General features: G+C 70.0%; 23 protein-coding genes and 1 pseudogene. 7 read left to right on the forward strand and 17 right to left on the reverse strand.

Annotation, left to right across the window (positions count from 1 at the left end; all coding sequences use genetic code 11):
* Positions 1 to 8: 8 nt before the first annotated feature.
* Both rpsU and BN948_RS11205 read left to right on the forward strand, forming a co-directional pair.
* On the forward strand, positions 9 to 221 hold the full coding sequence (gene rpsU, locus BN948_RS11200; RefSeq protein ID WP_009520186.1) for a 30S ribosomal protein S21: 213 nt from the start codon (positions 9 to 11) through the stop codon (positions 219 to 221).
* Between the two features lie 118 nt (positions 222 to 339).
* On the forward strand, positions 340 to 786 hold the full coding sequence (locus tag BN948_RS11205) for a GatB/YqeY domain-containing protein (protein WP_009520187.1): 447 nt from the start codon (positions 340 to 342) through the stop codon (positions 784 to 786).
* A gap of 34 nt (positions 787 to 820) precedes the next feature.
* Here BN948_RS11205 and BN948_RS11210 read toward each other — a convergent pair whose 3' ends face one another.
* From BN948_RS11210 to pmbA, 3 genes are all read right to left on the reverse strand, one after another.
* On the reverse strand, positions 821 to 2569 hold the full coding sequence (locus tag BN948_RS11210) for a ShlB/FhaC/HecB family hemolysin secretion/activation protein (protein WP_009520188.1): 1749 nt from the start codon (positions 2567 to 2569) through the stop codon (positions 821 to 823).
* A 78-nt stretch (positions 2570 to 2647) separates the two neighbouring features.
* On the reverse strand, positions 2648 to 3538 hold the full coding sequence (locus tag BN948_RS11215) for a DMT family transporter (RefSeq protein ID WP_009520189.1): 891 nt from the start codon (positions 3536 to 3538) through the stop codon (positions 2648 to 2650).
* 4 nt (positions 3539 to 3542) lie between these two features.
* Positions 3543 to 4949, reverse strand: a complete 1407-nt coding sequence (gene pmbA, locus BN948_RS11220) for a metalloprotease PmbA (RefSeq protein ID WP_009520190.1) — start codon at positions 4947 to 4949, stop codon at positions 3543 to 3545.
* Positions 4950 to 5017: 68 nt separating this feature from the next.
* On the opposite strand from pmbA, the gene yjgA reads away from it, so the two are divergent.
* The 3 genes from yjgA to BN948_RS11235 are packed head-to-tail and all read left to right on the forward strand — an operon-like array spanning position 5018 to position 6737.
* Complete coding sequence (yjgA, locus tag BN948_RS11225) at positions 5018 to 5650, forward strand: ribosome biogenesis factor YjgA (RefSeq protein ID WP_009520191.1); 633 nt, start codon at positions 5018 to 5020, stop codon at positions 5648 to 5650.
* Positions 5647 to 6249: a molybdopterin adenylyltransferase gene (mog, locus tag BN948_RS11230; protein WP_009520192.1), complete on the forward strand. Its 603-nt coding sequence runs from the start codon at positions 5647 to 5649 to the stop codon at positions 6247 to 6249. The genes yjgA and mog overlap by 4 nt, the downstream gene beginning before the upstream one ends.
* Positions 6250 to 6260: 11 nt before the next feature.
* Positions 6261 to 6737 (forward strand): FKBP-type peptidyl-prolyl cis-trans isomerase, encoded by a 477-nt coding sequence (locus tag BN948_RS11235; protein WP_009520193.1) that lies wholly within the window; start codon positions 6261 to 6263, stop codon positions 6735 to 6737.
* A gap of 27 nt (positions 6738 to 6764) precedes the next feature.
* On the opposite strand, the gene BN948_RS11240 is transcribed toward BN948_RS11235, so the two are convergent.
* The 6 genes from BN948_RS11240 to BN948_RS11265 form a co-directional block, all read right to left on the reverse strand.
* Positions 6765 to 7463 (reverse strand): outer membrane beta-barrel protein, encoded by a 699-nt coding sequence (locus BN948_RS11240; RefSeq protein ID WP_009520194.1) that lies wholly within the window; start codon positions 7461 to 7463, stop codon positions 6765 to 6767.
* 98 nt (positions 7464 to 7561) lie between these two features.
* On the reverse strand, positions 7562 to 8449 hold the full coding sequence (gene ku, locus BN948_RS11245; RefSeq protein ID WP_009520195.1) for a non-homologous end joining protein Ku: 888 nt from the start codon (positions 8447 to 8449) through the stop codon (positions 7562 to 7564).
* 1 nt (position 8450) lies between these two features.
* Entirely contained in the window at positions 8451 to 10952 is a 2502-nt protein-coding gene (ligD, locus tag BN948_RS11250; RefSeq protein ID WP_009520196.1) for a DNA ligase D, read from the reverse strand.
* The gene (locus BN948_RS11255; RefSeq protein WP_009520197.1) at positions 10952 to 11239 is read right to left on the reverse strand and encodes a hypothetical protein; all 288 of its coding nucleotides are present in this window, start codon (positions 11237 to 11239) and stop codon (positions 10952 to 10954) included. Before BN948_RS11255 ends, ligD begins: the two co-directional genes overlap by 1 nt.
* 94 nt (positions 11240 to 11333) lie before the next feature.
* Complete coding sequence (gene cysE, locus BN948_RS11260) at positions 11334 to 12104, reverse strand: serine O-acetyltransferase (RefSeq protein ID WP_009520198.1); 771 nt, start codon at positions 12102 to 12104, stop codon at positions 11334 to 11336.
* A gap of 29 nt (positions 12105 to 12133) precedes the next feature.
* Entirely contained in the window at positions 12134 to 12868 is a 735-nt protein-coding gene (locus BN948_RS11265; RefSeq protein ID WP_009520199.1) for an RNA methyltransferase, read from the reverse strand.
* 129 nt (positions 12869 to 12997) lie between these two features.
* On the opposite strand from BN948_RS11265, the gene BN948_RS11270 reads away from it, so the two are divergent.
* Positions 12998 to 13930, forward strand: a complete 933-nt coding sequence (locus tag BN948_RS11270) for an inositol monophosphatase family protein (protein ID WP_009520200.1) — start codon at positions 12998 to 13000, stop codon at positions 13928 to 13930.
* A gap of 4 nt (positions 13931 to 13934) precedes the next feature.
* On the opposite strand, the gene BN948_RS25645 is transcribed toward BN948_RS11270, so the two are convergent.
* From BN948_RS25645 to BN948_RS11300, 5 genes are all read right to left on the reverse strand, one after another.
* Positions 13935 to 17198 carry a PAS domain-containing protein gene (locus tag BN948_RS25645; RefSeq protein ID WP_162182745.1) on the reverse strand — a complete coding sequence of 1088 codons (3264 nt, stop codon included), beginning with the start codon at positions 17196 to 17198 and terminating at the stop codon, positions 13935 to 13937.
* 10 nt (positions 17199 to 17208) lie between these two features.
* Positions 17209 to 18009, reverse strand: coding sequence for a phosphodiesterase (locus BN948_RS11285; RefSeq protein WP_009520203.1), 801 nt, complete (start codon positions 18007 to 18009; stop codon positions 17209 to 17211).
* Between the two features lie 141 nt (positions 18010 to 18150).
* On the reverse strand, positions 18151 to 19134 hold the full coding sequence (locus BN948_RS11290; RefSeq protein WP_009520204.1) for a Bug family tripartite tricarboxylate transporter substrate binding protein: 984 nt from the start codon (positions 19132 to 19134) through the stop codon (positions 18151 to 18153).
* A 44-nt stretch (positions 19135 to 19178) separates the two neighbouring features.
* Entirely contained in the window at positions 19179 to 20357 is a 1179-nt protein-coding gene (locus tag BN948_RS11295; RefSeq protein ID WP_009520206.1) for a CaiB/BaiF CoA transferase family protein, read from the reverse strand.
* Entirely contained in the window at positions 20354 to 21259 is a 906-nt protein-coding gene (locus tag BN948_RS11300; RefSeq protein ID WP_009520208.1) for a hydroxymethylglutaryl-CoA lyase, read from the reverse strand. Before BN948_RS11300 ends, BN948_RS11295 begins: the two co-directional genes overlap by 4 nt.
* 119 nt (positions 21260 to 21378) lie before the next feature.
* Between BN948_RS11300 and BN948_RS27555 the strand changes: the two are divergent.
* A pseudogene (locus BN948_RS27555) lies at positions 21379 to 22261 on the forward strand (LysR substrate-binding domain-containing protein).
* On the opposite strand, the gene BN948_RS11310 reads toward BN948_RS27555, so the two are convergent.
* Genes BN948_RS11310 through BN948_RS11320 form a run of 3 tightly spaced genes read right to left on the reverse strand, consistent with a single transcriptional unit; the run spans position 22258 to position 25418 of the window.
* Positions 22258 to 23541, reverse strand: a complete 1284-nt coding sequence (locus BN948_RS11310; RefSeq protein ID WP_009520210.1) for a hydroxymethylglutaryl-CoA reductase, degradative — start codon at positions 23539 to 23541, stop codon at positions 22258 to 22260. The pseudogene BN948_RS27555 and the gene BN948_RS11310 overlap by 4 nt on opposite strands.
* A gap of 30 nt (positions 23542 to 23571) precedes the next feature.
* On the reverse strand, positions 23572 to 24888 hold the full coding sequence (locus tag BN948_RS11315; RefSeq protein WP_009520211.1) for a TRAP transporter large permease: 1317 nt from the start codon (positions 24886 to 24888) through the stop codon (positions 23572 to 23574).
* Positions 24885 to 25418 carry a TRAP transporter small permease subunit gene (locus tag BN948_RS11320; protein ID WP_009520212.1) on the reverse strand — a complete coding sequence of 178 codons (534 nt, stop codon included), beginning with the start codon at positions 25416 to 25418 and terminating at the stop codon, positions 24885 to 24887. The genes BN948_RS11315 and BN948_RS11320 overlap by 4 nt, the downstream gene beginning before the upstream one ends.
* Positions 25419 to 25449: the final 31 nt, after the last annotated feature.

Here is a 25449-nt window from a genome sequence, read left to right on the forward strand (position 1 = left end):
ATCGATACATGACCACCATCCGTGTCAAGGACAACGAGCCGTTCGACGTGGCTCTGCGTCGCTTCAAGCGCACCATTGAAAAACTCGGCCTGCTGACCGACCTCCGCGCCCGCGAGTTCTACGAGAAGCCCACCGCCGAGCGCAAGCGCAAGAAAGCCGCCGCAGTCAAGCGCCACTTCAAGCGCGTTCGCTCCATGCAGCTGCCCAAGAAGCTGTACTGAACGCCGCCGGCGTGTCCGGCCGAAAAGCCCGCTCCAGGACGCTAGAGCGGGCTTTTTCTTTTGCCCTACCCTTTTTCTCTTGCGACGGCCGCGCGCCGCCGAACCACCGGAGCCCACCATGAGCCTCAAAGTCCGCATCACCGACGACATGAAAGCCGCCATGCGCGCCAAGGAAACCGAGCGCCTGGCCACCATCCGCCTGCTCACGGCGGCGATCAAGCAGAAGGAAGTGGACGAGCGCATCGAGCTCGACGACGCCGCCGTGGTGGGCGTGATCGACAAGATGGTCAAGCAACGCAAGGACTCCATCGCCGCCTTCGAACAGGGCAACCGGCCGGATCTGGCGGCCAAGGAAGCCGCCGAGCTGGTGGTGCTGCAGGCCTACCTGCCCGAACGCCTGTCGGCCGAGGCGGTGGCGGCGGAGGTGAAGGCCATCGTGGCCGAACTGGGTGCCAAGGGGCCGGGCGACATGGGCAAGGTGATGGGCGCGGTGAAGACGCGCCTGGCGGGCAAGGCCGACATGGGGCAGGTGTCGGCGGCGGTGAAGGCGGCGCTGGCGGGGTGAGCCGCGACGTGCCGCCGAGCGCAGGGCACGCCCACTAGAAGCTGGCGCCCAACTGGAACCCCGCGACCGCGTGGGGCGTGCGGAACCCTTCGGGCTTGTGCACCGGCACGCCCAGGAACACGTCGTAATGCAGCGCGCGCCAGCCACCGCGCAAGCCGAGCACGGCGCCGGCCAGGCGCTGGCCCACCAGCCACTGCGCGCTGGGGCCGCCCACGCGGCCCTGGTCCACGCCGGCGTAGAGTCGCTGGCCGCTGTCGCCCAGCAGCAGGCTCAGCTCGTTGCGCCACAGCCAGCCTCGCTCGCCAGTCAGGCTGCTTTCGCCGTCGAAGCCGCGCACGCTGTAGCGCCCACCGATGGCGAAGCGGTCTTGCGGCGTGAGTGGCGTGCGTTCACGCTGGCCGCGCCAGTGGCTGCTCCAATGCAGCCGCAGTCCCGCCAGCTCGAACGGCTGGGACCAGGCGAGGTCCATGCTGAACAGCTTGAAGCGTGATCTACCTTCACCGAAAGGCTCTTCGGGCGCGGGCCGTGAGCCAAACGCACCGGTGCCGCGTTTGGCGGCGGCCCGCAGGTCGAGCTGCGATGAGCCGATCTGGCGGTGGTGCTCGGCGCCCAGCTCCCAGCCGCCGGTGCGCCGACGCTGCACCTCCACTTCCGTGTCGTCGATGAAACTGCTGGACTGGCGCGCGAACGCCTTGAGGCTGAGCGTGGTCTTGGCCACCGCGTCGCGGTGCAACAGGCGCGATAGGGTGATGTCCTGCTGCGCGCCGCGGCCGCTGTAGCGGTAGTCCTGCGTCAGGCCGGCCACGCTCTGGAAGTAGCGGTGGCGGCTGGCGTTGAAACCCAGCCCCCAGTAGCCCAGGGGCAGCGAGTAGTGCACGCTGGTGTTGCGCGTGCCGCGATCGCCCGGATCGCCGCCGCCCAGGTCGCGGCCCTGGGTGAAATAGAACAGGTCGTTGAGTGTCCACCAGTGGTCCACGCTGAGGGTGGCGCTGGCCTGATAGCGGCCAGTGGATCTGGCTCCGCCGTCGTCGAGAGACAGGTTCAGCCGCAGCGGAAAGGCCTGGCGCCACTGGATGAGCAGTTCGCTGTCGGCCGGCGACGCGCCGGGCACGATCTGGACGTCGGCCTCCACCGTGGGCACGCGGCGCAGGTTCTCCAGCGCCTGCTCGACGTCGCGCACGTTGAGGATGTCGCCCACGCGCGCGGGCACGGCGTTGAGTGGTGTGGCGCGCAACGAGGTGCCCTCCGCGAAGCGGATGGCGCCAATGCGCCCTGGCAGCAACGTCAGGGCAAGGGTGCCGCGGGAGAGGTCCTGCGGCTCCAGCATCACGCGCGAGGTGACGAAGCCCTGCGCCGTGAGGTGCCGCTGCGCGCGCGCCACCGCCACGGAGACGCCCTCGGTACCCAGGCAACGGCCGACGGCCGGGTCGGGTCCCTGCGTGAGCGCGTCCGCTACCCAGCCGAACGAGTCGGCCGCTTCACCGCGCACGCGCACGCGTTCGATGGCGACGCACGGGGTTTCGGTCGCGGGCCAGTCCTGCCGGGGCGGCGCGGCCTCGGCACCGCCGAACACGTCGGTGCCGCGCTGCAGTGCCTCGCGCTGCTGACGTTCACGCTCGGCGGCACGGCGTTGTTCGAATTGGTCACGTTGGGCGGCGTCGGCGGGCGACTGGGCCCAGGTCGGACAGGACAGCAAGCTGGCGACGACGAGCGCCGGCAGCGAGACGCGTGCGGCAAGGCCCATGGGGCAGAGGAAGGGGATGGTGGTTTTCACGGGCGGCATTACAGCCGCCGCTGCGAAGCACAACGGGAGGGGAGTACCCCGCCCGATGCGCCGCCCGACCCGCCACGCGCGGGCGAATCAGCCCAGGATGAGCGTGGTGCCCGCCACCGCCAGCGCTGCGCCCGCCCACGCGCCCCACGCCGGGCGACGCCGGTACACCAGCCACAGCAGCGGCAACACCACGATGGGGGTGACCGACGACAGGATCGCCACCAGCCCCGCCTGGCCGTGTTTCATGGCCTGCAGGATCAGCGTCATGCCCAGGGCCATGGCAATGGCGGCGCTGCCGAAGATCTGGCCCGCCTCGCGCCAGCGCATGGGCTCGCGCGAGCGCGCGATGCCCCAACCGCTGGCCCACAGCAGCGCGTGCGCCGCAAAGGCCGTGCTCATGCGCATGGCCGAGCCGGCCACGGCGTCGATGCCACTGGCCATGAGCGGTTTGAGCATCAGCGTGGCCACCGACTGGCACAGCGCCGCCGCCAGCCCCAGTGCCACGCCCACCCACAGGTGCCCACGCGTCTGTTCCCAGGCGTGGGCCTCGTCGCCGCGCCGACCGCGCAGGATGGCCAGCATGACGCCCGCCACCAGCAGGCCGCTGCCCACCAGTGCCCAGCCCAGCAGCGATTCGCCGAGGAACATCCAGGCAAACACCGCGGAGAACACCGCGTGGGTGGCGAACAGCACGCCGCTGCGGCGCGGTCCCAGGCGGTTCATGCAGGCGAACAGCGCCGTGTCGCCGATGAAAATGCCGATGACGCCCGACAGCGCGAGCAGACCGAAGGCGGAAGCGTCGAGGCTGCGCCAGCCACCGCTGGCCAGCGCGATGGTCCACAGCAGCAGGGCAGCGAAGAACATGCGCCAGCGGCTGAATGCGATGGCGCCCAGGCGCTGCGCGGCGGGGGCCGAGAACAACGCCGCGATGGCCCAGCAGGCGGCCGCCACGAGCGCGAGCGCCTCGGGCCGCAGCATGTGATCAGCTCCCGGCGACCTTCATGCGATTGACGAGCACCGAGCCCACCGTCTTGGCCCCGTAGTTGTAGGCGTCCGCGCCCACGGCCTCGATGCCCATGAGCATGTCGCGCAGGTTGCCGGCGATGGTGATTTCCTGCACCGGGTAGGCGATGACGCCGTTCTCGACCCAGTAACCCGAGGCGCCGCGCGAGTAGTCGCCCGTGACGGGGTTGACGCCCTGCCCCATCAGTTCGGTGACGAACAGGCCACGGCCCAGCTTCTTCAGCATGGCGTCGAGGTCGTCGCCGGCTTGGGTGCGCCGGCTGGTGAGGGTGAGGTTGTGCGAGCCACCCGCGTTGCCTGTGGTGCGCATGCCCAGCTTGCGGGCCGAGTAGGTGGACAGGAAGTAGCCCTGCACCACGCCGCCGTCGACCACGCGCCGCGCGCGCGTTTGCACGCCTTCGTCGTCGAACGGCGAACTGCCCTTGCCGCCGCGCACGAAGGGGTCTTCGTCGATGTCCAGGTGCGCGGCCATGGCCGACTTGCCCAGGCTGTCGGCCAGGAAGCTGGTCTTGCGGTACAGCGCGCCGCCGCTGATGGCCTGCACGAAGGCGCCCAGCAAGCCGGCGGCCAGGGGCGACTCGAACAGCACCGGGCATTCGGTGGTGGCGATCTTGCGGGCGCGCAGGCGCGAGAGCGCGCGCTCGGCGGCGTAGCGGCCCACCACCTCGGGCGAGGCCAGGTCTTGCGGCGCGCGCATGGAGCTGTACCAGTAGTCGCGCTGCATCTGTGCGCCCTTGCCCGCGATGGGCGCGACCGACAGGCTGTGGCGCGAGCTGGCGTAGCCGCCGCTGAAGATGCCCTTGCCGCCGCGCTGGCCGCCGCGCATGTGCGCGCCGAAGAAGTGCGACTGCTGCGCCGAGACGCTGGCGCCTTCGCTGTTGGTGATCTGCTTGCTGGTGGCGAAGGCCGCGGCCTCGCAGGCCAGGGCCAGTTCGGCCGCCTGTTCGGAGGTGATGGCCCAGGGATGGAACAGATCCAGATCGCGCAGGCGGTCGGCCTCGGCGGCCACGTCCTGCGCGTCGGGCAGGCCAGCCACCGGGTCTTCGGCGGTGAAGCGGGCGATGTCGTAGGCGGCCTGCACGGTCTGGCGCACGGCGGCGGCGGAGAAGTCGGAGGTGCTGGCGTTGCCGCGCCGCTGGCCCAGGTACACGGTGACGCCAAGCGACTTGTCGCGATTGCGCTCGACGTTCTCCAGCTCGGCCTTGCGCACCGAGACGCTGAGGCCCGCGCCTTCGGACACCTCGGCCGCCGCATCGGCCGCGCCGAGCGACTTCGCGTGCGTGAGCGCCAGATCGACCAGTTCCTCGAACTGGTGGCGGCTGTACTGGAATCCGGGCAAGGGGGTGTTCGAGGCGGTCTTGGACATGGCGGCCGCTATGATACGGGCCCCCTTTGCGCGGCGCCCGCCGCCACGCACAAGCCCCAACATTCCCCATGTCGCGCAAACCCACCCGAGGCTATTTCGTTCGCGGTCACTTCGTGGCCGAGGGCAGCGAGCTGGACCAGGAACTCAAGCGCGACGCCAAGGGCGGCGAGCTGAGCAAGACCGACCTGAAAAAGCTCAGCGAGCGCCTGCAGAACCTGGGCGAGCAACTGCTCACCCTGCCCGCCGGGCCGTTCGACCGCCTGGGCCTCGACGACCGCCTGGTCGATTCGCTGGCCGAGGCGCGGCGCATCACCAACTTCGAGGGCCGGCGCCGGCAGGTGCAGTACATCGGCAAGCTCATGCGCAAGCTGCCCGAAGACACCATCGCCGCCATCGAGACCGCCATCGAGGAGCAGCACCGCCCCTCGGCCGAGGCCACGCTGCAACTGCACCAGGCCGAGCAATGGCGCGACCGCCTGATCGCCGACGACGAGGCCCTCACCGCCTGGCTCGCGCTTGACGCCGAGGCGGACGTGCAGCAGTTGCGCACTCTCATCCGCCAGGCGCGCAAGGACGCGCAGGCCGTGAAGGAGCGCCCCGGCGAGGCGCAGCGCCACGACAAGGCCTACCGCGACATCTTTCAACACGTCAAGGCCGCGCTGGCGCGTGGCGACGGCGACGAACCCGGCGAATCAGAATGAGCGAATCTCTTGCCGCGCACGACCCGGTGCGCATCGGCATCGTCTCCATCAGCGACCGCGCGAGCAGCGGCGTCTACCAGGACCAGGGCCTGCCCGCGCTGCAGGATTGGCTGACGCGCGCGCTGAAGAACCCCATCAGCTTCGAGGCCCGCCTCATCCCCGACGAGCAGGACCGCATCAGCGCCACGCTGATCGAGCTGGTGGACATGGGCTGCGCCCTGGTGCTCACCACCGGCGGCACCGGGCCGGCCAAGCGCGACGTGACGCCGGAGGCCACGCTGGCCGTGGCGCACAAGGAAATGCCCGGCTTCGGCGAGCAGATGCGTCAGGTAAGCCTGGCCTTCGTGCCCACGGCCATCCTGTCGCGCCAGGTGGCGGTGGTGCGCGACGAAACGCTGATCATCAATCTGCCCGGTCAGCCCAAGGCCATCGCCGAAACGCTGGAAGGCGCGAAGAACGCCGACGGCTCGGTGCGCGTGAACGGCATCTTCGCGGCCGTGCCCTACTGCGTCGACCTGATCGGTGGTCCCTACATCGAGACGCACGAAGAAGTCATCAAAGCCTGGCGACCCAAGAACGCCCAGCGCCCCGTCCGTTGAAAGGAACCCTTGTGAAGATTGAAAAAGACACCGTCGTCACCCTCAACGCGCGCATCCAGAACGCTCAGGGCAAGGTGCTGGACGACGGCAAGACCGCGCGCGCCTACCTGCACGGCGGCTACGGCAACACGCTGCACGGCATCGAGGTGGCGCTGGAGGGCCAGGAAAAAGGCTTCGCCACCACCATCACCCTGCAACCCTCGCTGGCCTTCGGCGAGCGCGACGAGTCGCTCGTCACCACCATTCCCAAGACCCAGTTCCCGCCCGGCATCAAGGTGGGCGGCCAACTGGAAGGCAGCGACGAGCAGGGCCGCCGCCACCTCTTCACGGTGATGAAGATCAAGGGCGACACCGTGCACCTGGACGGCAACCACCCGCTCGCCGGTGAGGACCTCACCATCACCCTGAAGGTGCTGGATGTGCGCGCGGCCTCGCCCGAAGAGGTGCAGCACGGCCATGCGCACGGCGCGCACGGCCACCACCACTGAACTCACGGGCGCGGTGACGCCGGCGCGTCAGAACCGGTGCACGTAGCCCAGGCTCGTGGTGGTGATGTTGCGCTGACCGACGCCTTCGAAGTTCAGGTCGAACCGGTTCCACTCCAGCACGATGGATGAGCGCGGCGTGAAGTCGAATCCCACACCCACGCCGTAGGAGCCTTCCCAGCCGCTGTCCTTGCCGGCCGTGAGGCCGGACCCGGGCAACACCTCCGAATCGGTGCGTCCATACAGCGTGCCGAACTTGCCGAACACACTCAGGCGCCCCATGGGAATGCGCCCCACCAGGCTCAGGTTGAGGCCGTGCGCCTTGACGCGGCCACCGCCCCGGTCAGCGCGGCCGAAGTCGATCAGGCCAATCTCCGCGCCGATGTACTGGTTGAACATGCCGCCGGTGTAGAGGTGGAAGGCGCTGTTGCTGTCGTCACAGGCGAACCCTCCCGTGCCACAGGGCGCGTCCCAATCCGTGGTGCCGGCGTTGAAGCCGATGTAGCCGTGGCTGGAGTACGGGATCAGCGAGTAGTTGCCTTCGGACCAACCGTACATGCCGCGCCCGGCGGGGTAGGCATTGCCCGGCGTGGGCGACGTGTTCGCGCCAGGGGTCTGCGCGGGACCGGTGGTGTTGCTGCCGCCCGTCTGGGCGCTGGCGGCGCCTCCCAGGGCCAGCGCCAGCACCGCCATCGGCCAGGTCCTGTGGATGCGTGGGAATAGGGTCATGGTCTTGCTCCTCGTGAGGGTGGATGGGGCGCTGCGCCGGGGCCCGGCAGGCAGCGCCCGCGCTGCGGCAATCGCCATGCCCGAGGGGATGGGGCATTTCAGGCGCGTCGCCGTGCCGTGCTTGTGGCTGGCTTTGCCGATTTGGCTGATTTGGCCGATTTGGCCGAGGCCCGCGCCGGCCCCCCCTTGCGCTGCGACAGGCTGCGTGCCAGCAGCTCGGTGAGGTCCACCACGTTGCTCGGCGTTTCGGCGCGTGGTGTCTCCTCGATCGGCGTCACGGTCTCCACCTCGCCGGCCTCGCGCTTGCGCTGCACCAGGGCCTGCACGGCGTCCACGAACCGGTCCTCGTAGGCCTCGGGCTTCCAGGGCGCGGTCATGTCGGCGATGAGCTGCGTGGCCATCTTGATCTCCGCCGCCTTCAGGCCCAGGGCCGTGCGGCCGGCGGGCGGCAGCTTCAACTCGTCCATGGGCCGGATCTCGCTGGCCCAGCGGATGGTGTTGAGCATCAGCGCCGGGCCCAGTGGCACCAGCACGGCCAGGTGCTCCTTGGTGTGCATCACCACGCGCGAGATGCCGATCACCCCCGCCTCCAGCATGGCCTCGCGCAACAGCGCGTAGACCTTGCCGCCCTTGCCGATGGGCTCCAGGTAGTAGGGCTTCTCCAGCAGCGGAAAGGCGATCTCGGCGGCCCGCACGAAGCCCTCGATCTCGATGGTCTGCGTGGACTCGGGGTAGGCGGCCTTGATCTGCTCGTCGCTGACGATGACGTACTCGCCGTCGTCCTGCTTCACGCCCTTGACGATGTCGGCGCTCTTGATCGGCTTGCCCGTGCGCTTGTTGATGCGCTGGTAGCCCACCGGGTCCATGCTGCGCTTGTCGAGCCAGTCGAAGTCGATGCCCGTTTCCTGCGCGGCGGGAAACAGGGCCACAGGCACGTGCACCAGGCCAAAGCTGATGGCGCCCTTCCAGACGACGCGGGATGCCATGTCAGTCCCCTTCAGGCTTGAAGCCCAGCCGCTTCATGGCGGCGCTGAGCGTGCGCGCGCGGCGCGGGTAGTCGGCCCAGGGTTCGTTGCCCGTGGCCAGGCGTTCGTGCAGGTTGCGCACCGTCCAGTGGTCGCCGCCCTCCAACGCGTCGAGTTCGCCCCAGTCCACCGGCACCGACACGCCCATGCCCGGGCGCGCGCGCGCCGACCAGGCGCTCACCGTGGTGGCGCCGCGCCCGTTGCGCAGGTAGTCCACGAAGACCTTGCCCACGCGGTTCCTCGGCCCGCTCTTGGCGACGAAGCGGTCTGGCAAGGTGCGCGCCATGTGCTGGACCACGGCCTTGGAAAAGCCCTTCACCGTGTCCCAACCGTGTTGCGGGCGCAGCGGCACCACCACGTGCAGGCCCTTGCCGCCGCTGGTCTTCAGGTAGCCGACCAGGCCCAACTGGTCGAGCAGCGCCTGCATCAAGAGTGCCGCTTCCTGCATGCGGGGCCAGGCCACACCCTCGCCGGGGTCGAGGTCGAACACCAGGCGGTTGGGCTGCTCGAAGCGGCGGTGCGAAGCGTTCTGCGTGTGCACCTCCACCACGTTCCACTGCGCGGCCGACAGCAGGCCGCGCGCGCTGGCCACGGCGATCCACGGCGCGTGGCCGGGCGAGAGCGCCGGGTCGAGCTGCACGATGCCGGGCAGCTCGTTGTCCATGTGTTTCTGGAAGAAGCGCTGGCCCGCGATGCCGCGCGGGGCGCGCAGCAGGGCCACGGGCCGCTCGCGCAGGTGGACCATCATCAGCTCGCCCACGGCCTCGTAGTGGCGCACCAGATCGAGCTTGGTCAGGCCGCTGCGGCGATCGATCACGCGCTGGGGGTTCGTCACGCGCAAGCTGCGGGCGCCGGCCGTGGGCGGCTGGGCGGGCACCACGGGCTCGGTGGGCTCCGGCACGGGTGCGGGCGGGTCTGTGGGCTTGGGGATTTCTCGCGTCACGTCACGGGCCTCCTTGTCTTCGCGCAGGCCGACGAACACGCCCTGGCGGATGTGGCCGCCGTGCGTCCAACCCGCGAAGGCGACCTCGGCCACCAGGCGCGGTTCCACCCAGTGCGGGCGCGTGGTCGGTCGGGCGGTGCGGGCAAACGCCGATGCGCGGCGCTCCAGTGCCTTCAAGCGCCGGTGCAGGCTGGCCAGGGTGCGGGTGTCGAAGCCGCTGCCCACGTTGCCCACGTGGCGCAGCGCGCCGTCGCGGTCGTACACGCCAAGCATGAGCGAGCCGAAACCGGCGCGCGTGCCCTGCCCTTCGGTGAAGCCGCCGATGACGAATTCCTGGCGCAGGCCGCACTTGATCTTGAGCCAATCCTCGCTGCGGCGGCTGCGGTAAGGCGCGTCACGGCGCTTGGCGATCACGCCTTCCAGGCCCAGCCGACAGGCCGAGGCCAGCACGTCGCGGCCAGGCACCTCCAGGACCGCGCTCAGGCGCACGCTGTCGGGCGGTGTGGGCCCGATCAGGCGCTCCAGCAAGGTCCGGCGTTCGTCCAGCGGTGCGGCACGCAAGTCGTGGCCGGCGGCGTACGGCAGGTCGAACAGGTAGAGCACCAGCTCGCCGGGGCGGGCGCGCTCCAGCGATTGCTGCAGCACACCGAAGTCGGGCAGGCCGCGGTCGTTGAACGCCACGAGCTCACCGTCGTACCAGCCCGGCGGCAGCTTCATGCCCGCCAGGTCGCGGCATAGGGGCCTGAGGCGGTGCGTCCAGTCCAGGCCGCTGCGGGTCAGGAGTCGCACACCACGGTCGTCGATGCGCGCCAGCAGGCGGTAACCGTCGAATTTGAGTTCGTACAACCATTCACCGCCGTCGGGCGGGGGCTGTTCCGCGCGCACGGCGAGTTGCGGCGAGAGCGTGTCCGGCAAGCCGGCGGGCACCGCGGCGGCTGGCCAGCCGGCCGGGGCCGGCACGCCCAGCGCGGACACGCTGTCCGGGTCGGCTTGCAGCACGTCAAACTCATCCGCCGGGCGCGCGAAATCGTCGCGCTCCTTGATCAACAGCCATGCCGGTTTTTTCTCGTCGCGGCCCTTCATGCGGACCAGGGCCCAGGCGCCGCGCAGCTTGTGGCCGGTCATCTCGAACTTCAGATTCCCGGTGCGCAAACCCTTGCGCGGGTCGCCGCGCGGCTGCCAGTGGCCCTTGTCCCACACGATGACCTCGCCCGCGCCGTACTGCTTGGGCGGGATGGTGCCTTCAAAGGATGCATAGGCCACGGGATGGTCCTCCACTTCGACGGCCATGCGTTTGTCGGCCGGGTCCAGGCTGGGACCCTTGGGCACGGCCCAGCTTTTCATTACGCCGTCCAGCTCGAGGCGAAAGTCGTAGTGCAGGCGTCGCGCGTGGTGCTTCTGCACCACGAACGACAGCGCGGGGCCGGCCTCGCCCAGCGCCGCGCCCGGCTCGGGCGTGACGGAAAAATCGCGCTTGGCCTGATAGCGCCGCAGGGCCTTGTCGCCCCTCGACGCGGCCATCACTGCGTGGGCGACGTGCCCGAACCGCCGGGCGATGGCGGGGTGGCCGGCGGCTCGCTCGGCGACGGCGGGGCCATGGGCGCCGGCGTGCTGCCCGGCGTACCCGGCGAGGGCTGCATGCCCGGTGGCACGCGGTTGCGCTCGTCTTCGGGCCGCGGGGTGGCGGCGGGGTCGGTGGTAATGGGTGGTGTGGGTGCCGCGCTGCGGTCACAGGCGCTCAGCGCGACGGCGGCCACGAGCGCGAACAGAACGCCCAGGCTGGCAGAGGATCGGGGGTGCGATCGCATGGGGTGCCTCCTTGAAACGGCCCCAATGGGGGCTTTGGACCGTCTCCCGGCAATTCCGCTGCCTGCCCCGCCCGCTGCCCGTCGGGCAGCGGATTCATTTGCCCACGAGCTGATTGAGCTTGTCCGCCTCGAAATGCTCCACGCGCTGCGCGTCAGTGGGCACGCAATCGCGCTCGCGGGTGTTGGCCAGCTTCTCGATCGCCTGCCACAGCAGCGCGATCTGGTGCTCCTGGCTGGCGGTGCTGTCGATCAGGCCGCGCATGGCTTGCGACAGCGGGTCGTCTTCCTGGGTGATGCCGTAGGCGGAAAACTTCGGCACGCCCTCGGTCACGTCCGCGCTCTCACCCTTCTTGCTGGGGATGATGCGCGCCGGAATGCCCACCGCCGTGGCGCCGGCCGGCACGGGCTTGATCACCACCGCGTTGCTGCCGATCTTGGCGCCGTCGCCCACCTCGAAGCCGCCCAGCACCTTGGCGCCGGCGCTCACCACCACGTCGCGGCCCAGCGTGGGGTGGCGCTTGGTGCCCTTGTAGAGCGAGGTACCGCCCAGGGTGACGCCCTGGTAGATGGTGCAGCCGTCGCCGATGACGGCGGTCTCACCCACCACTGTGCCCATGGCGTGGTCGAAGAACACGCGATCGCCGATGACGGCACCCGGGTGGATCTCGATGCCGGTGAAGAAGCGGCCGAGGTGCGAGATGAAGCGGCCCAGCCACTTGAAGCCGTGGTTCCAGCACCAATGCGCGGACCGGTGCAGCACCACCGCGTGCAGACCCGGGTAACACGTCAACACCTCGAAGGTGCTGCGCGCGGCCGGGTCGCGCTCAAGGATGCACTGAATGTCGGAGCGGAGGCGGTCGAACATGAGACAGGCTGTAACGGGGGCGTTGCAGTCTATCGTTTCGCGCGCGCGGCGGTCTGCAGCATGGCGCGGGCGACACCGCGAAGAATGTGGACTTCCTCCTCGCTCGGTTGCGCGCGATTGAAGAGTTGGTGCAGGCGCGGCATGAGCTTCTTCGGCGCGGCCGGGTCCAGGAAGTCCACCGCCACCAGGGCCTGCTGCAGGTGCTCGAGCATGCCCGCCACGGCGGCCGCGTCGGCCGCGGGGCGCGCGGCCACGGGCGAGGCCACGGCGAAGCCGCCCAGGGCCTGGCGCCAGTCGTACGCCACCAGTTGCACCGCCGCCGCCAGGTTGAGCGAGCCGTAGCCCGGCGCGGTGGGAATGGACAGCGCCACGTGGCAGCGGTAGACGTCCTCGTTGGCCATGCCGAAGCGCTCGCTGCCGAACAGGAAGGCCACGCCAGCGGGTGGTTCGGGTTCGGCCATCAGTACGGCGAAGTGCTCGCGCGGCGCGCGCGTGGGCGGGCCGAAGTCGCGCGGCGTCATGGCGGTGGCGCACAGGTGGGTGATGCCGTCCAGGGCCTCGTCCAGCGTATCGACCACGCGGGTGTTCGCCAGCACGTCGTTGGCGCCGCTGGCGCGCTGGATGGTCTCCTCCTTGCGCAGCACGTTGGGCCAGCGCGGGCGCACCAGCACCAAGTCGTCGAAACCCATGACCTTGAGCGCGCGCGCGGCGCCGCCAACGTTGCCGGCGTGGCTGGTTTCGATGAGGATGAAGCGGGTTTTCATGCGGCAAGCGGCTTTTTCAGGGGCGCGGGTAAAATCGCCCGCCATTGTCGCCGCCCGCATCGCCCGGGCCCTGGCGCGCATCCACCCCCTGCTCTTCACCATTGCGCCGCGGCGCGAAGGTCACAATCCATGTCGTCCAACACCCACCCCATGCTCAACGTGGCCGTCAAGGCCGCGCGCGCCGCCGGCGCCATCATCAACCGCGCAGCGCTCGACGTCGAATCCGTGCGGGTGTCGGCCAAGCAGACCAACGATTTCGTCACCGAGATCGACCACGCTGCCGAGGCCGCGATCATCGAGACCTTGAAGACCGCCTACCCCGGCCATGGCATCCGGGCCGAGGAGTCCGGCGAGCAGCCCGGCAAGGGCCGCGAAAAGGATCACGTGTGGGTCATCGACCCCCTGGACGGCACCACCAACTTCATCCACGGCTTTCCGGTCTACTGCGTGAGCATCGCGCTCATGGTGGGCAACCGCATCGAGCAGGCCGTGGTGTACGACCCCACCCGAAACGACCTGTTCTGCGCCACGCGCGGGCGCGGCGCCTACCTGAACGAGCGCCGCATCCGCGTGGCCAAGCGCACCGCGCTGCGCGACTGCCTGCTCTCAACCGGTTTCCCGTTCCGTCCGGGCGACGCCTTCCAGACCTACATGCAGATGCTGGGCGAGGTGATGCCCAAGGTGGCCGGCGTGCGCCGCCCGGGCTCGGCCGCGCTGGACCTGGCCTATGTGGCGGCGGGCTTCTCCGACGGCTTCTTCGAGATGGGCCTGTCGCCCTGGGACGTGGCGGCGGGGGCGCTGCTGGTCACCGAGGCCGGCGGCCTGATCGGCAACTTCACGGGCGAGCCCGACTTCCTGGAGCAGAAGGAATGCGTGGCCGCCAACCCCAAGATCTATGGCCAGCTGGTGGCCATGACGGGCAAGTACAGCAAGTTCGCCAGCGCGGGCGACAAGGCAGCGGTGCGCCAGGCGCGCGCGGCGGCGCGCAAGACGGTGGGCAAACCGGCCGCCGCTGAACCCGAAGCGGCACCCGACACCGAAGACCCGGCCGAGCGCGAGTAAGACCTCAAGCCCTGGGCAGGCTGAACCAGAAGGTGGCGCCCTGCCCCGGCGCCGACTCCGCCCACACCCGCCCGCCGTGCCGCTCGACGATGCGCGACACGATGGCCAGGCCCACGCCCATCCCTGGCACTTCGCTGTCGGCGTGCAGGCGCTGGAACAGCCCGAACAGTTTGGCCGAGCGCGCCATGTCGAAGCCTATGCCGTTGTCGCGCACGAAGTAAGCGTGCAGGGCCGGGTCGTAGCCCACCCGCACACGCGGCTCGGCCTGCTGACGCGAGTACTTCATGGCGTTGTCCACCAGGTTGCTCAGCACCTGCCGCAGCAGCGTCGCATCGCCCATCGCCTCGGGCAACTCGCCCACGTCCACCGTCACCTGCGGCGCCTGTGGGCCCAGCGCCTCGGCCACGGCGTGCGCCAGCGCCGTCATGTCCACCGGCCGCGGCTCCAGCTCCACCTGCACCACGCGCAGCAGCTCCAGCATGTCGGTGATCATCTGGCCCATGTTGCGCGCCGAGCGCGAGATGCGCAGGAACATCTCGCGCCCGCTCTCGCTCAGGCGCTGCAGTTCCTCCTCGGCCAGGAGCTGCGCGAAGCCGTTCACTGAACGCAGCGGCGCGCGCAGGTCGTGGGCGATGGAGTACGAGATGGCCTCCATGTCGCGCATGGAGCGCTCCAGCTCCGCCGTGCGCTCGCGCACGCGCTGCTCCAGGCCGGTGTTGAGCGCGCGGATCTGCTCCTGCGCTTCCACGCGCTCGCTGATGTCCAGGTGCGTGCCCGACATGTACAGGGCCCGGTCCTGGGCGTCGCGCTGGTGGACGCGTCCGCGCGAGTTCACCCACACCCAGTGCCCGTCCTTGTGACGCAGGCGCAGGTCGCATTCGTAGTACGGCAGCTCGCCGGAGGTGTGGCGCTCACGCGCCGCCACGGCGCGCGGCAGGTCTTCGGGGTGCACGCGCGAGGACCAGGTCTTGTGGTCCACGGGCTCCAGTTCGGCGCGCGTGTAGCCCAGCATCTCCGCCCAGCGGTCGTTGATCTGCATGCTGCCGTCGGCCAGGTTGGTCTCCCAGATGCCTGGGCGCGTGGCCTCCAGCACCCAGGCCAGGCGCTGGCGCTCACCACGCAGTGCCTCCTGCGTCTGGATGTACGAAGTGACGTCGGCGTAGGTGCGCACCAGGCCGCCCTGCGGAAAGCGGAAGGTGTGGATCTCCAGCGTGCGTCCGCTGCGCGTGCGGCGCCAGTACTGCTGAGGCAGGTCGGCCTGGGGGTCAAGCGCCACGTAGTCGCGCGCCTGCGGCTCGACCCAGGCGAAATCGGGCCCGAAATCGCCCCGCTTCGCCTGGTAGGCCACCACGTCGTCGTGCATGGGGCGCTGGCGCATCATCTCGTCGGGCAGGTCCAGCAGTTCCAGGAAACGGCGGTTGTAGACGCTCACGCGGCCTTCGGGGTCGATCTTCACCAGGCCCTGGTTGATGCTGTCCAGCGTCACCTGCAGCGCGGCGCTTTTCTCGGCCAGCAGCGCGCTGGTGGCCTCGAGTTGGGCGCTGGTGCGCAGGCGTTCGCCGTGGTGGCGCCAGGCCAGCACGAGCTGGCGCAGCGCGCCCAGCAACGGTTGCAGAAAGGCCACGTCGTCGGCGCTGTAGCCGCCCGGCTGGTTGGCCAGACCCACCATGGCCACCAGGCGCTCGCCCACCGCCAGCGGGATACCGAGAAAGGCGTTCAGCCCGGGGTGACCACCAGGCATGCCGCCCGCGCGCGGGTCGTGGCGCGGCTCGTTGGCGATGACGGTTTCGCCGGTGCGAAGCGCGTGGCCGAACAGGGTGTGCAGGTTGCGGAATTCCATGCCGGTGTCGGCGTGCGACGCGTAGGCCAGGCGGGAGGCCTCGTCCCACGAGATGTCGGTCATCGCGTGCGTGCGCAGGTAGGGCCGGTCCTGTTCGTCGTGCAACACCTCGCCCAGGAAGCCGTAGCCGCTGCCCGTGACGTTGAGGAAGGCGTCGAGCAGACCCTCGAAGGCGCGGCGCTTGTCCTCCGCCTCGATGAACACCGACTGCGCCTGCGTGATGGCCGCCAGCATGCGGTTGAGCCGGTCACGCCGCTGCGCGTCCAGGCGCGCCTCGGTCACGTCGGTGGCCAGCCCGTGCCAGACCACGCTGCCATCGGGCTCGCGCTGTGGCGTGCTCTCCAGGCTGAGCCAGCGCAGGCCCAGCTTGGGCAACATCACGCGGTAGGTTTCGCGCCAGGGCAGCAGGTGTTTGGCGGAACGCGCCAGCGTGCTGACCACGCGCTCGCGGTCGTCGGGATGCAGCACGCGAAACAGCTTGCGCGGATCGCGCATGAGTGCCTCGGCGTCCTCATCGAACAGCTCTCGCACGGCGTCGTTGATGTAGCCCAGCTCGCTGCGCCCATCGGGTGTGAGGCGGGCCTGGTAGAAGATGCCCGGCACGCGCGCCGCGATGTTCTGCAGCAGCTTGAGCTGCTCGGCCAGGCGCTCGCGCGCCGCGCGTTCGGTGGTGATGTCCTGCACCACGCCGAAGTCCGTCTGCGGGTTGCCCTTGACCATGGTCTGGCCGGTGCGCGTGCGGAACCAGCGGATGTGGCCGTCGGGGTGGCGCCAACGGAACTCCACCTCGCGGCTGTCGCGGCTGTTGCGGGCCTCCAGCCAGTGCGGCATGTCGTCCGGGTGAATGCCGCTGCGCACCACGGCCCGCGTGAGGCCCTTGCCCGGCGTCAGGCCGGTGATGGCGTAGAGGCCGGGCGACCACGACACCTCCTGCTCGCTCTCGGCGTTCGTCCAGAAGCCCACGTGCGCGGTCTGCTCCATCAGGGAATGCAGCTCCACGCGCTGCTGCAGCTCGCGGTTGGCCTCTTGCAGTGCCTGCGCGGTCTGCTCGCGCGCGGCCTCGGCCATCACCTCGCGTTCGGCGTGCGTGATCTGCACCAGCAGCAGCGCCTCTGGCCGTCGGGACGAGCTTGGCAGCAGAATCGTGTGCATCCGCACCATGTGCGGCTCGCCGCCCTTGAAGCGCACCGTGGTGGGCGACAGCGTGCCGGGCACCTTGGCCAGCGCGGCGGTGCGCTGCGCCTCGTCTTCCCAGTGCCCCAGTTCCACGGTCGTGCGCCCGATGGCGTCGCCACGCGCAATGCCCGAGAGCGCCTCCCAGGCGGCGTTGACGTCGACCACCAGACCGTCGCGAGCGCGCGTCAGACACGCCGCGACGAGCGAGAGCCGGAAAAACTCGTTCTCGGTCAGCGGTTCGTCGGTGTCCACGGTGGCGGCTTCAGGCAAAAGGCTTCGTGCCACCGAAGTCGCCGATCGGCGCGGTGTGGCTCACCAGCCGCCCGCCGTGCCACAGGTGCAGTTGAAATCCGGGTGTCTCCATGACGTATCCATCGGCTGAAGACCCCAACAGGTTGAGTGCGATCTGGTGCGCCGTGCTCGGGCAGACCATGGCCACGGTGCCGCCGAAGCGCACCTGGATGCTGCGGTGCAGGTGGCCGCACAGGATGGCCTGCACCTGGCCGTGCCGCCGCACGATGGCCTCCAGCGCCTCGGCGCCTTCGAGCAGGCCCATCTCGTCCATGTGCCCGATGCCGGTGGCGAACGGGGGGTGGTGCATGGCGATGAGGGTGGGCGTGGCGTCTTCGGTCAGGCGCTGGTCGAGCCAGTCGAGCCGGCGCGCGCACAAGGCGCCGTGGCCCTTCATGGGCACCACGGTGTCCAGCGCCAGCAGGCGCAACGGCCCCAGGGCGGCCGCGTACTGCCAGAAGCCGGGCAGACGCGCCGTGTGCGGGCCGATGCGGCCCTCGAAGGCCCGGGCAAGGGACTCGCGCTCGTCGTGGTTGCCTGCCAGGGGATACAGGGGAAGCTCGATCGGCGCGAGCAACTCCAGCAGGTGGGCGTAGGACTCGGGTCCGCCCGCCTCCACCAGGTCGCCAGTGAGCAGCAGCGCGTCGGGCCGGGGTTGCAGCGCGGCCACGGCGCGCACGGCGTCGCGGGCCATGGCGTTGGTGTCGACCACCCCATTGGCCAGTTGGCCCGGGGCACAGACGTGCAGGTCGGACACCTGGGCGATCAGCATGCGGGGGTGGGGCTCGTGGGGTGGCTGGCGCGAGGCATCCACGCATCATCCACGCCGGCCCCGGGCCCGGCAAGCCCCCGAAACCCCAGGCATCCCCTCGTTCAGGGAATGCTGATTTCCGCCCGGTCGGGCACCTGCGGCTCAGTCGAGCTTGATGCCGCCCTTGGCCACCAGGCGCGCGTAGCGCTCCTGCTCGGTCTTGAGGAAGGCCGCGGACTGCTCGGGGCTCATGGGCTGGATGAAGTTGTCCTGCTTGGCCATCGCCGCCTTGACATCGGGGTCGGCGAAGGCCGCCACCACGGCGTCGTGCAGGCGCCGCACCTGAGCCGCGGGCAGGCCCTTGGGGCCCACCACGGCGAACCAGCCTGCCACGTCCACCGAGGGGAAACCCTGTTCGGCGATCGTGGGCAGGTCGGGCAGCGAGGCCACGCGCTGCGCGCCCATGATGCCGATGGCGCGCATACGCCCAGCCGCCAGGTGACCCTGGACCGCCGGCACCGCGCCCACCCCGAACTCCACCTGGCCCGAGATGATGTCCACCATCATCGGCCCCATGCCCTTGTACGGGATATGCGTCACTTTCACGCCCAGCGCGTCCACGAACATCTCGCCCGCCAGGTGAATGATGGTGCCGTTGCCCGAGGAGCCCATGTTGAACTGGCCGGGACGCGACTTGAGCAAGGCCTGCATCTCCTTCGCGTCCTTGGCGGGCACCTTGGCCGGGTTCACCACCAGCACGAAGGGCGAGCCGCCCACCACGCAGATGGGCGTGATGTCGGCCAGGCTGTCGTACGGCAGGCTCTTGTAGACGCTGGGGTTGACCGCGTGGTTGTTGGAGATGACCGCCACGGTGAGGCCGTCCGCCGGCGCGCGCACCAGCGCGTGCGTGCCCGTGATGCCGCCCGCGCCGGGCAGGTTCTCGATCACCACCGCCTGCCCGCCCAGGGCCTTGCTCAACGCGTTCTGCGTCGTGCGGATGATGGTGTCCACGCCCGAGCCGGCGCCCAGGGGCAGGATGACGCGCAGCGGCGCGGACGGCGCCTGGGCGAACGCGGGAACGCCGAGGCTGGCGGCGGCGGCCAGCGCCAGTACGTGGCGGCGGCGCAGGGTCGGGGTGCGGTGCATGGTGTGTCTCCTCTTCTGGGGGTGCGTGAAGCCAGGGCGTGCGCTCAGGCCGATTGGGGTGAAGCGTTGGGTGATGCTCGGGGCGATGGCGTGCGGCGGCCCAGCACCTCCTCGGTGTGTTCGCCCACGGCGGCCAGGGGGTGGCGCACGCCGGGGCGGCGGCCACCCATCAGCAAGGGCAGCAGCACCACCTGCGTGGTGTCGCCGTCGTCCGTCACCATGGGCACCAGGCCGCCGCTTTGCAGCAGGTGCTCGTCGGCCACCAGTTGGTCGGGGCGCACCACGCGGGCGTACGGCAGGCCCGCGGCCTGCAGGCGTTCGCACAGCGCGTCGATGGCGTGCGCGCGCAACGTGCGGCCCAGCTCGGCCAGCAGCGCGGGGCGCCGCGCCACGCGCTGCGTGTTGGTGGCCAGGTCCGGGTCGCCGGCGAGGTCGTCGCGGCCCAGCACGCCGCACAAGGCCAGGAACTGTTTGTCGCTCACGGCGCCGATGAACAACTGGTCGCCTCCCGCCACCTCGAAGGTGTCGTACACGCTCCAGGCCGACACACGCGCGGGAAACGGTGGCGGCACTTCGCCCGTCATCTGGAACTGCTGCATGTGCTGCGCGGCCAGCAGGCAGCAGTTCTCGAACAGCGCGCTCTGGATGGCCTGGCCGCGGCCCGTGCGCTCGCGCTCGCGCAGCGCGGCCAGCACGCCGATGGCGCCGAACATGCCGCCCATGATGTCGTTGACGCTGCTGCCCGCTCGCAGCGGGCGGCCGGGCGGCCCGGTCATGTAGGTCAGCCCGGCCATGTTCTGCACCACCTCGTCGAGTGCCAGCCGGTTCTCGTACGGCCCCGGCAGGAAGCCCTTGTGCGACACGGTGATCAGGCGCGGGAAGTCGCGCGACAGCGCCTCATGCCCCAGGCCCAGGCGCTCCATCAGCCCGGGGCGGAAGTTCTCGATCAGCACGTCGCTCGCGCCGATGAGTTCGCGCGCGCTCGCCAGCCCCTCGGGCGTCTGGATGTCGAGCACCACGCTCTTCTTGTTGCGGTTGAAGCTGCGGAAAAAGCCGATGCCCAGACCCGGCAGGCTGCGCGTCTTGTCGCCGCCGGGGGGCTCCACCTTGATCACCTCGGCCCCGAGGTCGGCCAGGATCATTCCGCAGGTGGGGCCCATCACCATGTGCGTGAACTCGACGACGCGCACGCCGTCGAGCGGCAGTCCGTTGTTCTCGCTCATGCCGCCAACCCGATGTGGTCAGGCACGCCCGCGCGCCACAAGCTGCCGTGCGTGGCTTCATTGGCCAGCCATTGCGCCAGGTCGGCGCGCAGCGCCAGCAGCGGCGCCAGGCGCATACCTGTGCGAACGCCCATGGCGGCGAGCATGAAGGCCAGGTCCTCGGTGGTGGCGTTGCCGCTGGCCCCAGGCGCGTGCGGACAGCCCCCGATGCCGGCGAGCGAGGCGTCGAATCGGATCACGCCCAGTTGCAGCGCCGCCAGGGTGTTGGCCAGCGCCAGGCCGCGCGTGTCGTGAAAATGCCCGCCCGCGAAGCGCTCGCCCGCGAGCCTCAGGGCTTGTTCGAACAGGCGGCTCACGGCCGCCGGGTCGGCGTGCCCCACCGTGTCGGCCAGGCTCACGCGGTCGGCGCCCGCGTCCAGCAGCGCGGCCATCAGACGCAGCACCTCGGCGGGCTTCACCTCGCCCTGCAGGGTGCAACCGAAGGCCGTGCCCACGCCCCCCTCGATCAGCGTGCGCTGGCCCGAGGCATCGCGCGCGGCGCGGATGCGCGCCATCTCGGCCACCACCTCGTCGGGCGCCTTGCGCAGGTTGGCCAGGCTGTGCGCGTGGCTGGCCGACAGCGGCAGCAGCATCACATCGGCACCCGCCGCCAAGGCGCGCTCGGCGCCCTTGAGGTTGGGCACCAGCACGCTGGCCACCAGGCCGGGCAGGGTCTTGGCATAGGCCAGCACCTCGGCCGTGTCGGCCAGTTGCGGCAACAGGTGCGGCGGCACAAAGGAGCCGACCTCGATCTCGCGCTGGCCGGCTTCAAAGGCGCGGCGCACCCACTCGCGCTTGCGCTCGGTGCTCAGCACGGTGGCGATGCTCTGCAGGCCGTCGCGCAGGCCGACTTCGCGGATCACCGCATGGGGGGCAAGGTCAGCATCGTTTCCTGGTCTCCGGGGTTCGGCTAGAGTGTCTTGGCTTCCCACATGGACTTCAAGTGAAGTCTTGGAAGCCGATACATTCCCAAACGGAACCCATGAGAGACCTGGACCTGAAGAGCCTGCGCCTGTTCGTGGCGGTGTGCGACCACGGCAACATCAAGGCCGCCGCCGCGCAGGAGCACATCGAGCCCTCCGCCATCAGCAAGCGCCTGGCGCAACTGGAAGACGCCGTCGGCCAGCCCCTGCTGCTGCGCGGGCGACAGGGCGCGCGGCCCACGCCGGCCGGCCAGGCCCTGCTGGAGCACGCGCGCGGCCTGCAGTTCGCGCTCGCGCGCATCGACAGCGACATGGCCGCGTTTCGCGGCAGCATTCGCGGCCAGGTGCGCCTGGCGGCCAGCGTCTCCGCCATCGCCGAGGCCCTGCTCGACGACATCGCCGGCTTCATGCGCGAACCGCAGCACCAGGACATCAAGGTCGACATCGAAGAGCGCATCTCGCGCGACATCGTGGATCTGCTGGGACCGCATCGACTTCGGCGGACTGGCCACCCTGCCCTACCGCGGCGACGAACTGGTGCTGGCCGTGCCCGGCGGACACGCCCTGGCCGGGCGCGCGAGTGTGCGCCTGGCCGAGGCGCTGGACCACCCGCACGTGGGCCTGCCCCCCACCACCGCCGTGCACTCCATGCTGCACCGCGAGGCCGCGGCGCTGGGGCGTTCATTCAACTACCGGGTGGTGGTGTCCAGCTTCGACGCCGCGCTGCGCGTGGTGGGCGCAGGCTTGGGGGTGAGCGTGGTGCCGCGCGAGGTGAGCGCGCCGCACACGCTGGACGGGCGTGTGCGGCTGGTGCCGCTGAACGAGCCCTGGGCGCAGCGGCGGTTCGCGATCTGCTTTCGGCGGCGGGAGGATTTGAATGTGGCGGCGGGGAGGTTGGTGGACCACCTGTGCAGTCAGGCGGCGCAGACCCCGGGCGCTTAGGCCTTGGCGTCCCGTACACCCACCAACACCTCCTCCGCCACATCGATCCTCACCGCCCCCCACTGCACCAGCACCTTCGCCACCGCCTCGATCTCCTCCCCCACCGCGCCCGCCATCATCGCGATGTTCTGCGCGTGCAGCGCCATGTGACCCTTCTGAATGCCCGTGGTGGCCAGCGCCTTCATGGCCGAGAAGTTCTGCGCCAGGCCCACCGCGGCAATGATCCGCGCCAGTTCCTCCGCCGACTGCACACCCAGCACCTTGAGCGAGAGCCTGGCCGTGGGGTGCAGCTTGGTGGCGCCGCCCACCAGGCCCACGGCCATGGGCAGTTCGATGCTGCCGGCCAGGTCGCCCTCGGCGGTGACCTCCCAGTGCGTGAGGCTGGCGTAGCGGCCGTTGCGCGCCGCATAGGCGTGGGCGCCCGCCTCCACCGCGCGCGTGTCGTTGCCGGTGGCCAGCACCACGGCGCTGATGCCGTTCATGATGCCCTTGTTGTGCGTGGCCGCGCGGTAGGGGTCGGCGTCGGCGAAGTGGTAGGCCGAGAGCATGCCGTCGCGCACCTCGGCACCGCCGATGGCCGCCAGCGGCCACACGCAGCGCGCGCGCGCCAGGCGCCGGTCGGCCAGGTTGGAGAGGATGCGCAGGTTGGTGCGCCCGCCCGTCCACGCCGCGATGCGCGGCGCCAGCTTCTCGGCCATGGTGTTGACGGCGTTGGCGCCCATGGCGTCGCGCGTGTCCACCACGATGTGCGTGATCACCATGGGGCCGCCGCGCGTCTCCAGCACGCGCACCTCCAGCTCGCGGAAGCCCCCGCCGAGCTTGAGCAGCACCGGGTCGCATTCGTCGCAGATGGCCTGCACCTCGGCCTGGCGCTCCAGGATGCGCAGGCGCGCGGCCTGCGGGTCGCTCACGTGCGTGAGCTGGATCTGCGCGATCATGCGCGTGCCCGACATCGACGTGACGAAGCCGCCCGCGTCGTAGCACTGGCGCGCCGCGTTGCACACCGCGGCCACCACCGACGATTCCTCGGTCGCCATGGGGATCAGGCGGTCACGTCCGTCGACGCGCATGTTGGTCGCGATGCCCACCGGAATGTTCATCGTGCCGATCACGTTCTCGATGAGGTGGTCGGCCAGCTCGGCGGGCAGGTTGCCGGTGTCGAGCAAGTGCGTGCGATCGGCCTCGCTCAGGCCGGCAAAGCGCGCCACGGCCTCGATGCGCTCGGGAATGGGCAGTTTGTGGAAGCCGCCGATGCGGCTGCTCTGGTCGGTGGTGCTCATGAAAGCTCTCGCAGGAACAGATGAAGGAAATCAGCGCGCGGCCATCAGGCGCGGCAGCCAGGTGATGAGGTCGGGGAAAGCGGCGCAGATCAGCAGGCCCACGAACTGCAGCGCAAAGAAGGGCAGGATGCCGCGGTAGACGTGGCCCATGTCCAGGTGCTTGGGCAAGGTGCCCTTGATATAGAACAGCGTGTAGCCGAAGGGCGGGCTGATGTAGCCCATCTGGATCGTGATGGCGTAGAGCACGCCGAACCAGATCTCGTCGAAGCCCAGCAGGCGCACGATGGGCAGGAACACCGGCACGGTGAGCAGGATGATCCCCAGCTCGTCGAGCACCGTGCCCAGGAAGACCAGCAGCAGCATCATGGCGCCCAGCACCACCCAGCGGTTCACCTCCAGGCCCTTGATGAATTCCAGCAGCGTGTCCGCGCCGCCCAGGCCGGTGAAGATGGCCACGTAGGCCTTCGCGCCGATGGTGATCCACAGGATCATGGACGTGGCCTTGAGGGCGTCCACACCCGCCTCGCGCAGCATGGGCAGGCGCAGGCGGCGCTTGAGCAGCGCGGGCACCATGGCCCCGGCCACGCCCACGGCGGCTGACTCGGTCGGCGTGGCGACGCCGAAGAAGATCGAGCCCAGGATCAGCACGATCAGCATCGACGGGAAGATCAGCGCCTTGAGCGCGATCAGCTTCTCGCGCAGCGGCGCGCGGCGTGCCGACGGGTCCAGCGGCACCCACTCGGGCTTGAGCCAGCCCACCACCACGATGTAGCCGATGTAGAGCGTCGCCAGGATGAGGCCTGGCACCAGGCCCGCAATCAGCATCTGCCCGATCGACACCTGCGCCGTCACCGCGTACACGATGGTCAGCACCGAGGGCGGAATGAGGATGCCCAGCGTGCCCGAGGCGCAGATGGTGCCCAGCGCCAGACGCGGCTCGTAGCCACGGCGCAGCATTTCCGGCAGCGCCAGGATGCCCATGGCCGTGACGGCCGCGCCCACCACGCCGGTCATGGCCGCCATCACCACGCAGATGATCACGGTGCCGATGGCCAGGCCGCCGCGCAGGCGGCCGAACCACAGCTCCATGGCGCGGTACAGGTCCTCGATGACGCCCGATCGTTGCAGGATGCAGGCCATCAGGATGAACAGCGGAATCGCCAGCAGCGCCTCCGACTTCATGGTGTCGAAGATCTGCAGCACCAGCACGATGACCGCGTTGGGCTCCCACAGCGTCACCGTGAACAGCAGCGACAGGCCGCCCAGCACGAAGGCAATCGGCAGGCCACTGAGCATGAACAGCGTGAGGCTGCCGAACATCAGCAGCAGGACCAGGTTGGGGGTCATGCCTGCGCCCTCTCACCCGTCTCGTTCGTGTCTGCGGTCTCGCCGAAGAGCGCCCGCGCGAACTCCACCAGTGCCTGCAACAACATCAGCAGCAGCGCCAGCGGCACGGCCGCCTTCACCGGCCACACCGGCGGGTTCCAGGCCGAGAAGCTGGTCTCGCGGTACTCGAAGGCGCTCAGCGCGGCGGGCACGCTGTACACCAGCAGGATGCCGCAGAAGAGCACGATCACCGGGTAGTTCACCAGGTCGAGCCGGCGCGTCCAGGCCGCGCTCAGGCGCTGGCGCAGCAAGTCGAGCGCGACGTGGCCCTTGAGGTGCAGCAGGTACGGCCCACCGAGCAGGAAGTAAGGGCCGAACAGCAGAACGGCCAACTCCATGCCCCACACCGTGGGCGCATTGAAGAAATAGCGCATCACCACCTCGTAGAGCATCACGGGCACGACGATGGCCATGAGCCAGACCGTGATCTGGAACAACCGGCGGTTGAAGGCGGTGATGGCGCGCGCGATCACGGACAGCCAGAGGGGCATGCCGACACTCCTGAAGTCGAACGGGAAGGCC

Source organism: Hydrogenophaga intermedia, from assembly GCF_000723405.1.
In the GTDB taxonomy this organism is placed as follows: domain Bacteria; phylum Pseudomonadota; class Gammaproteobacteria; order Burkholderiales; family Burkholderiaceae_C; genus Hydrogenophaga; species Hydrogenophaga intermedia.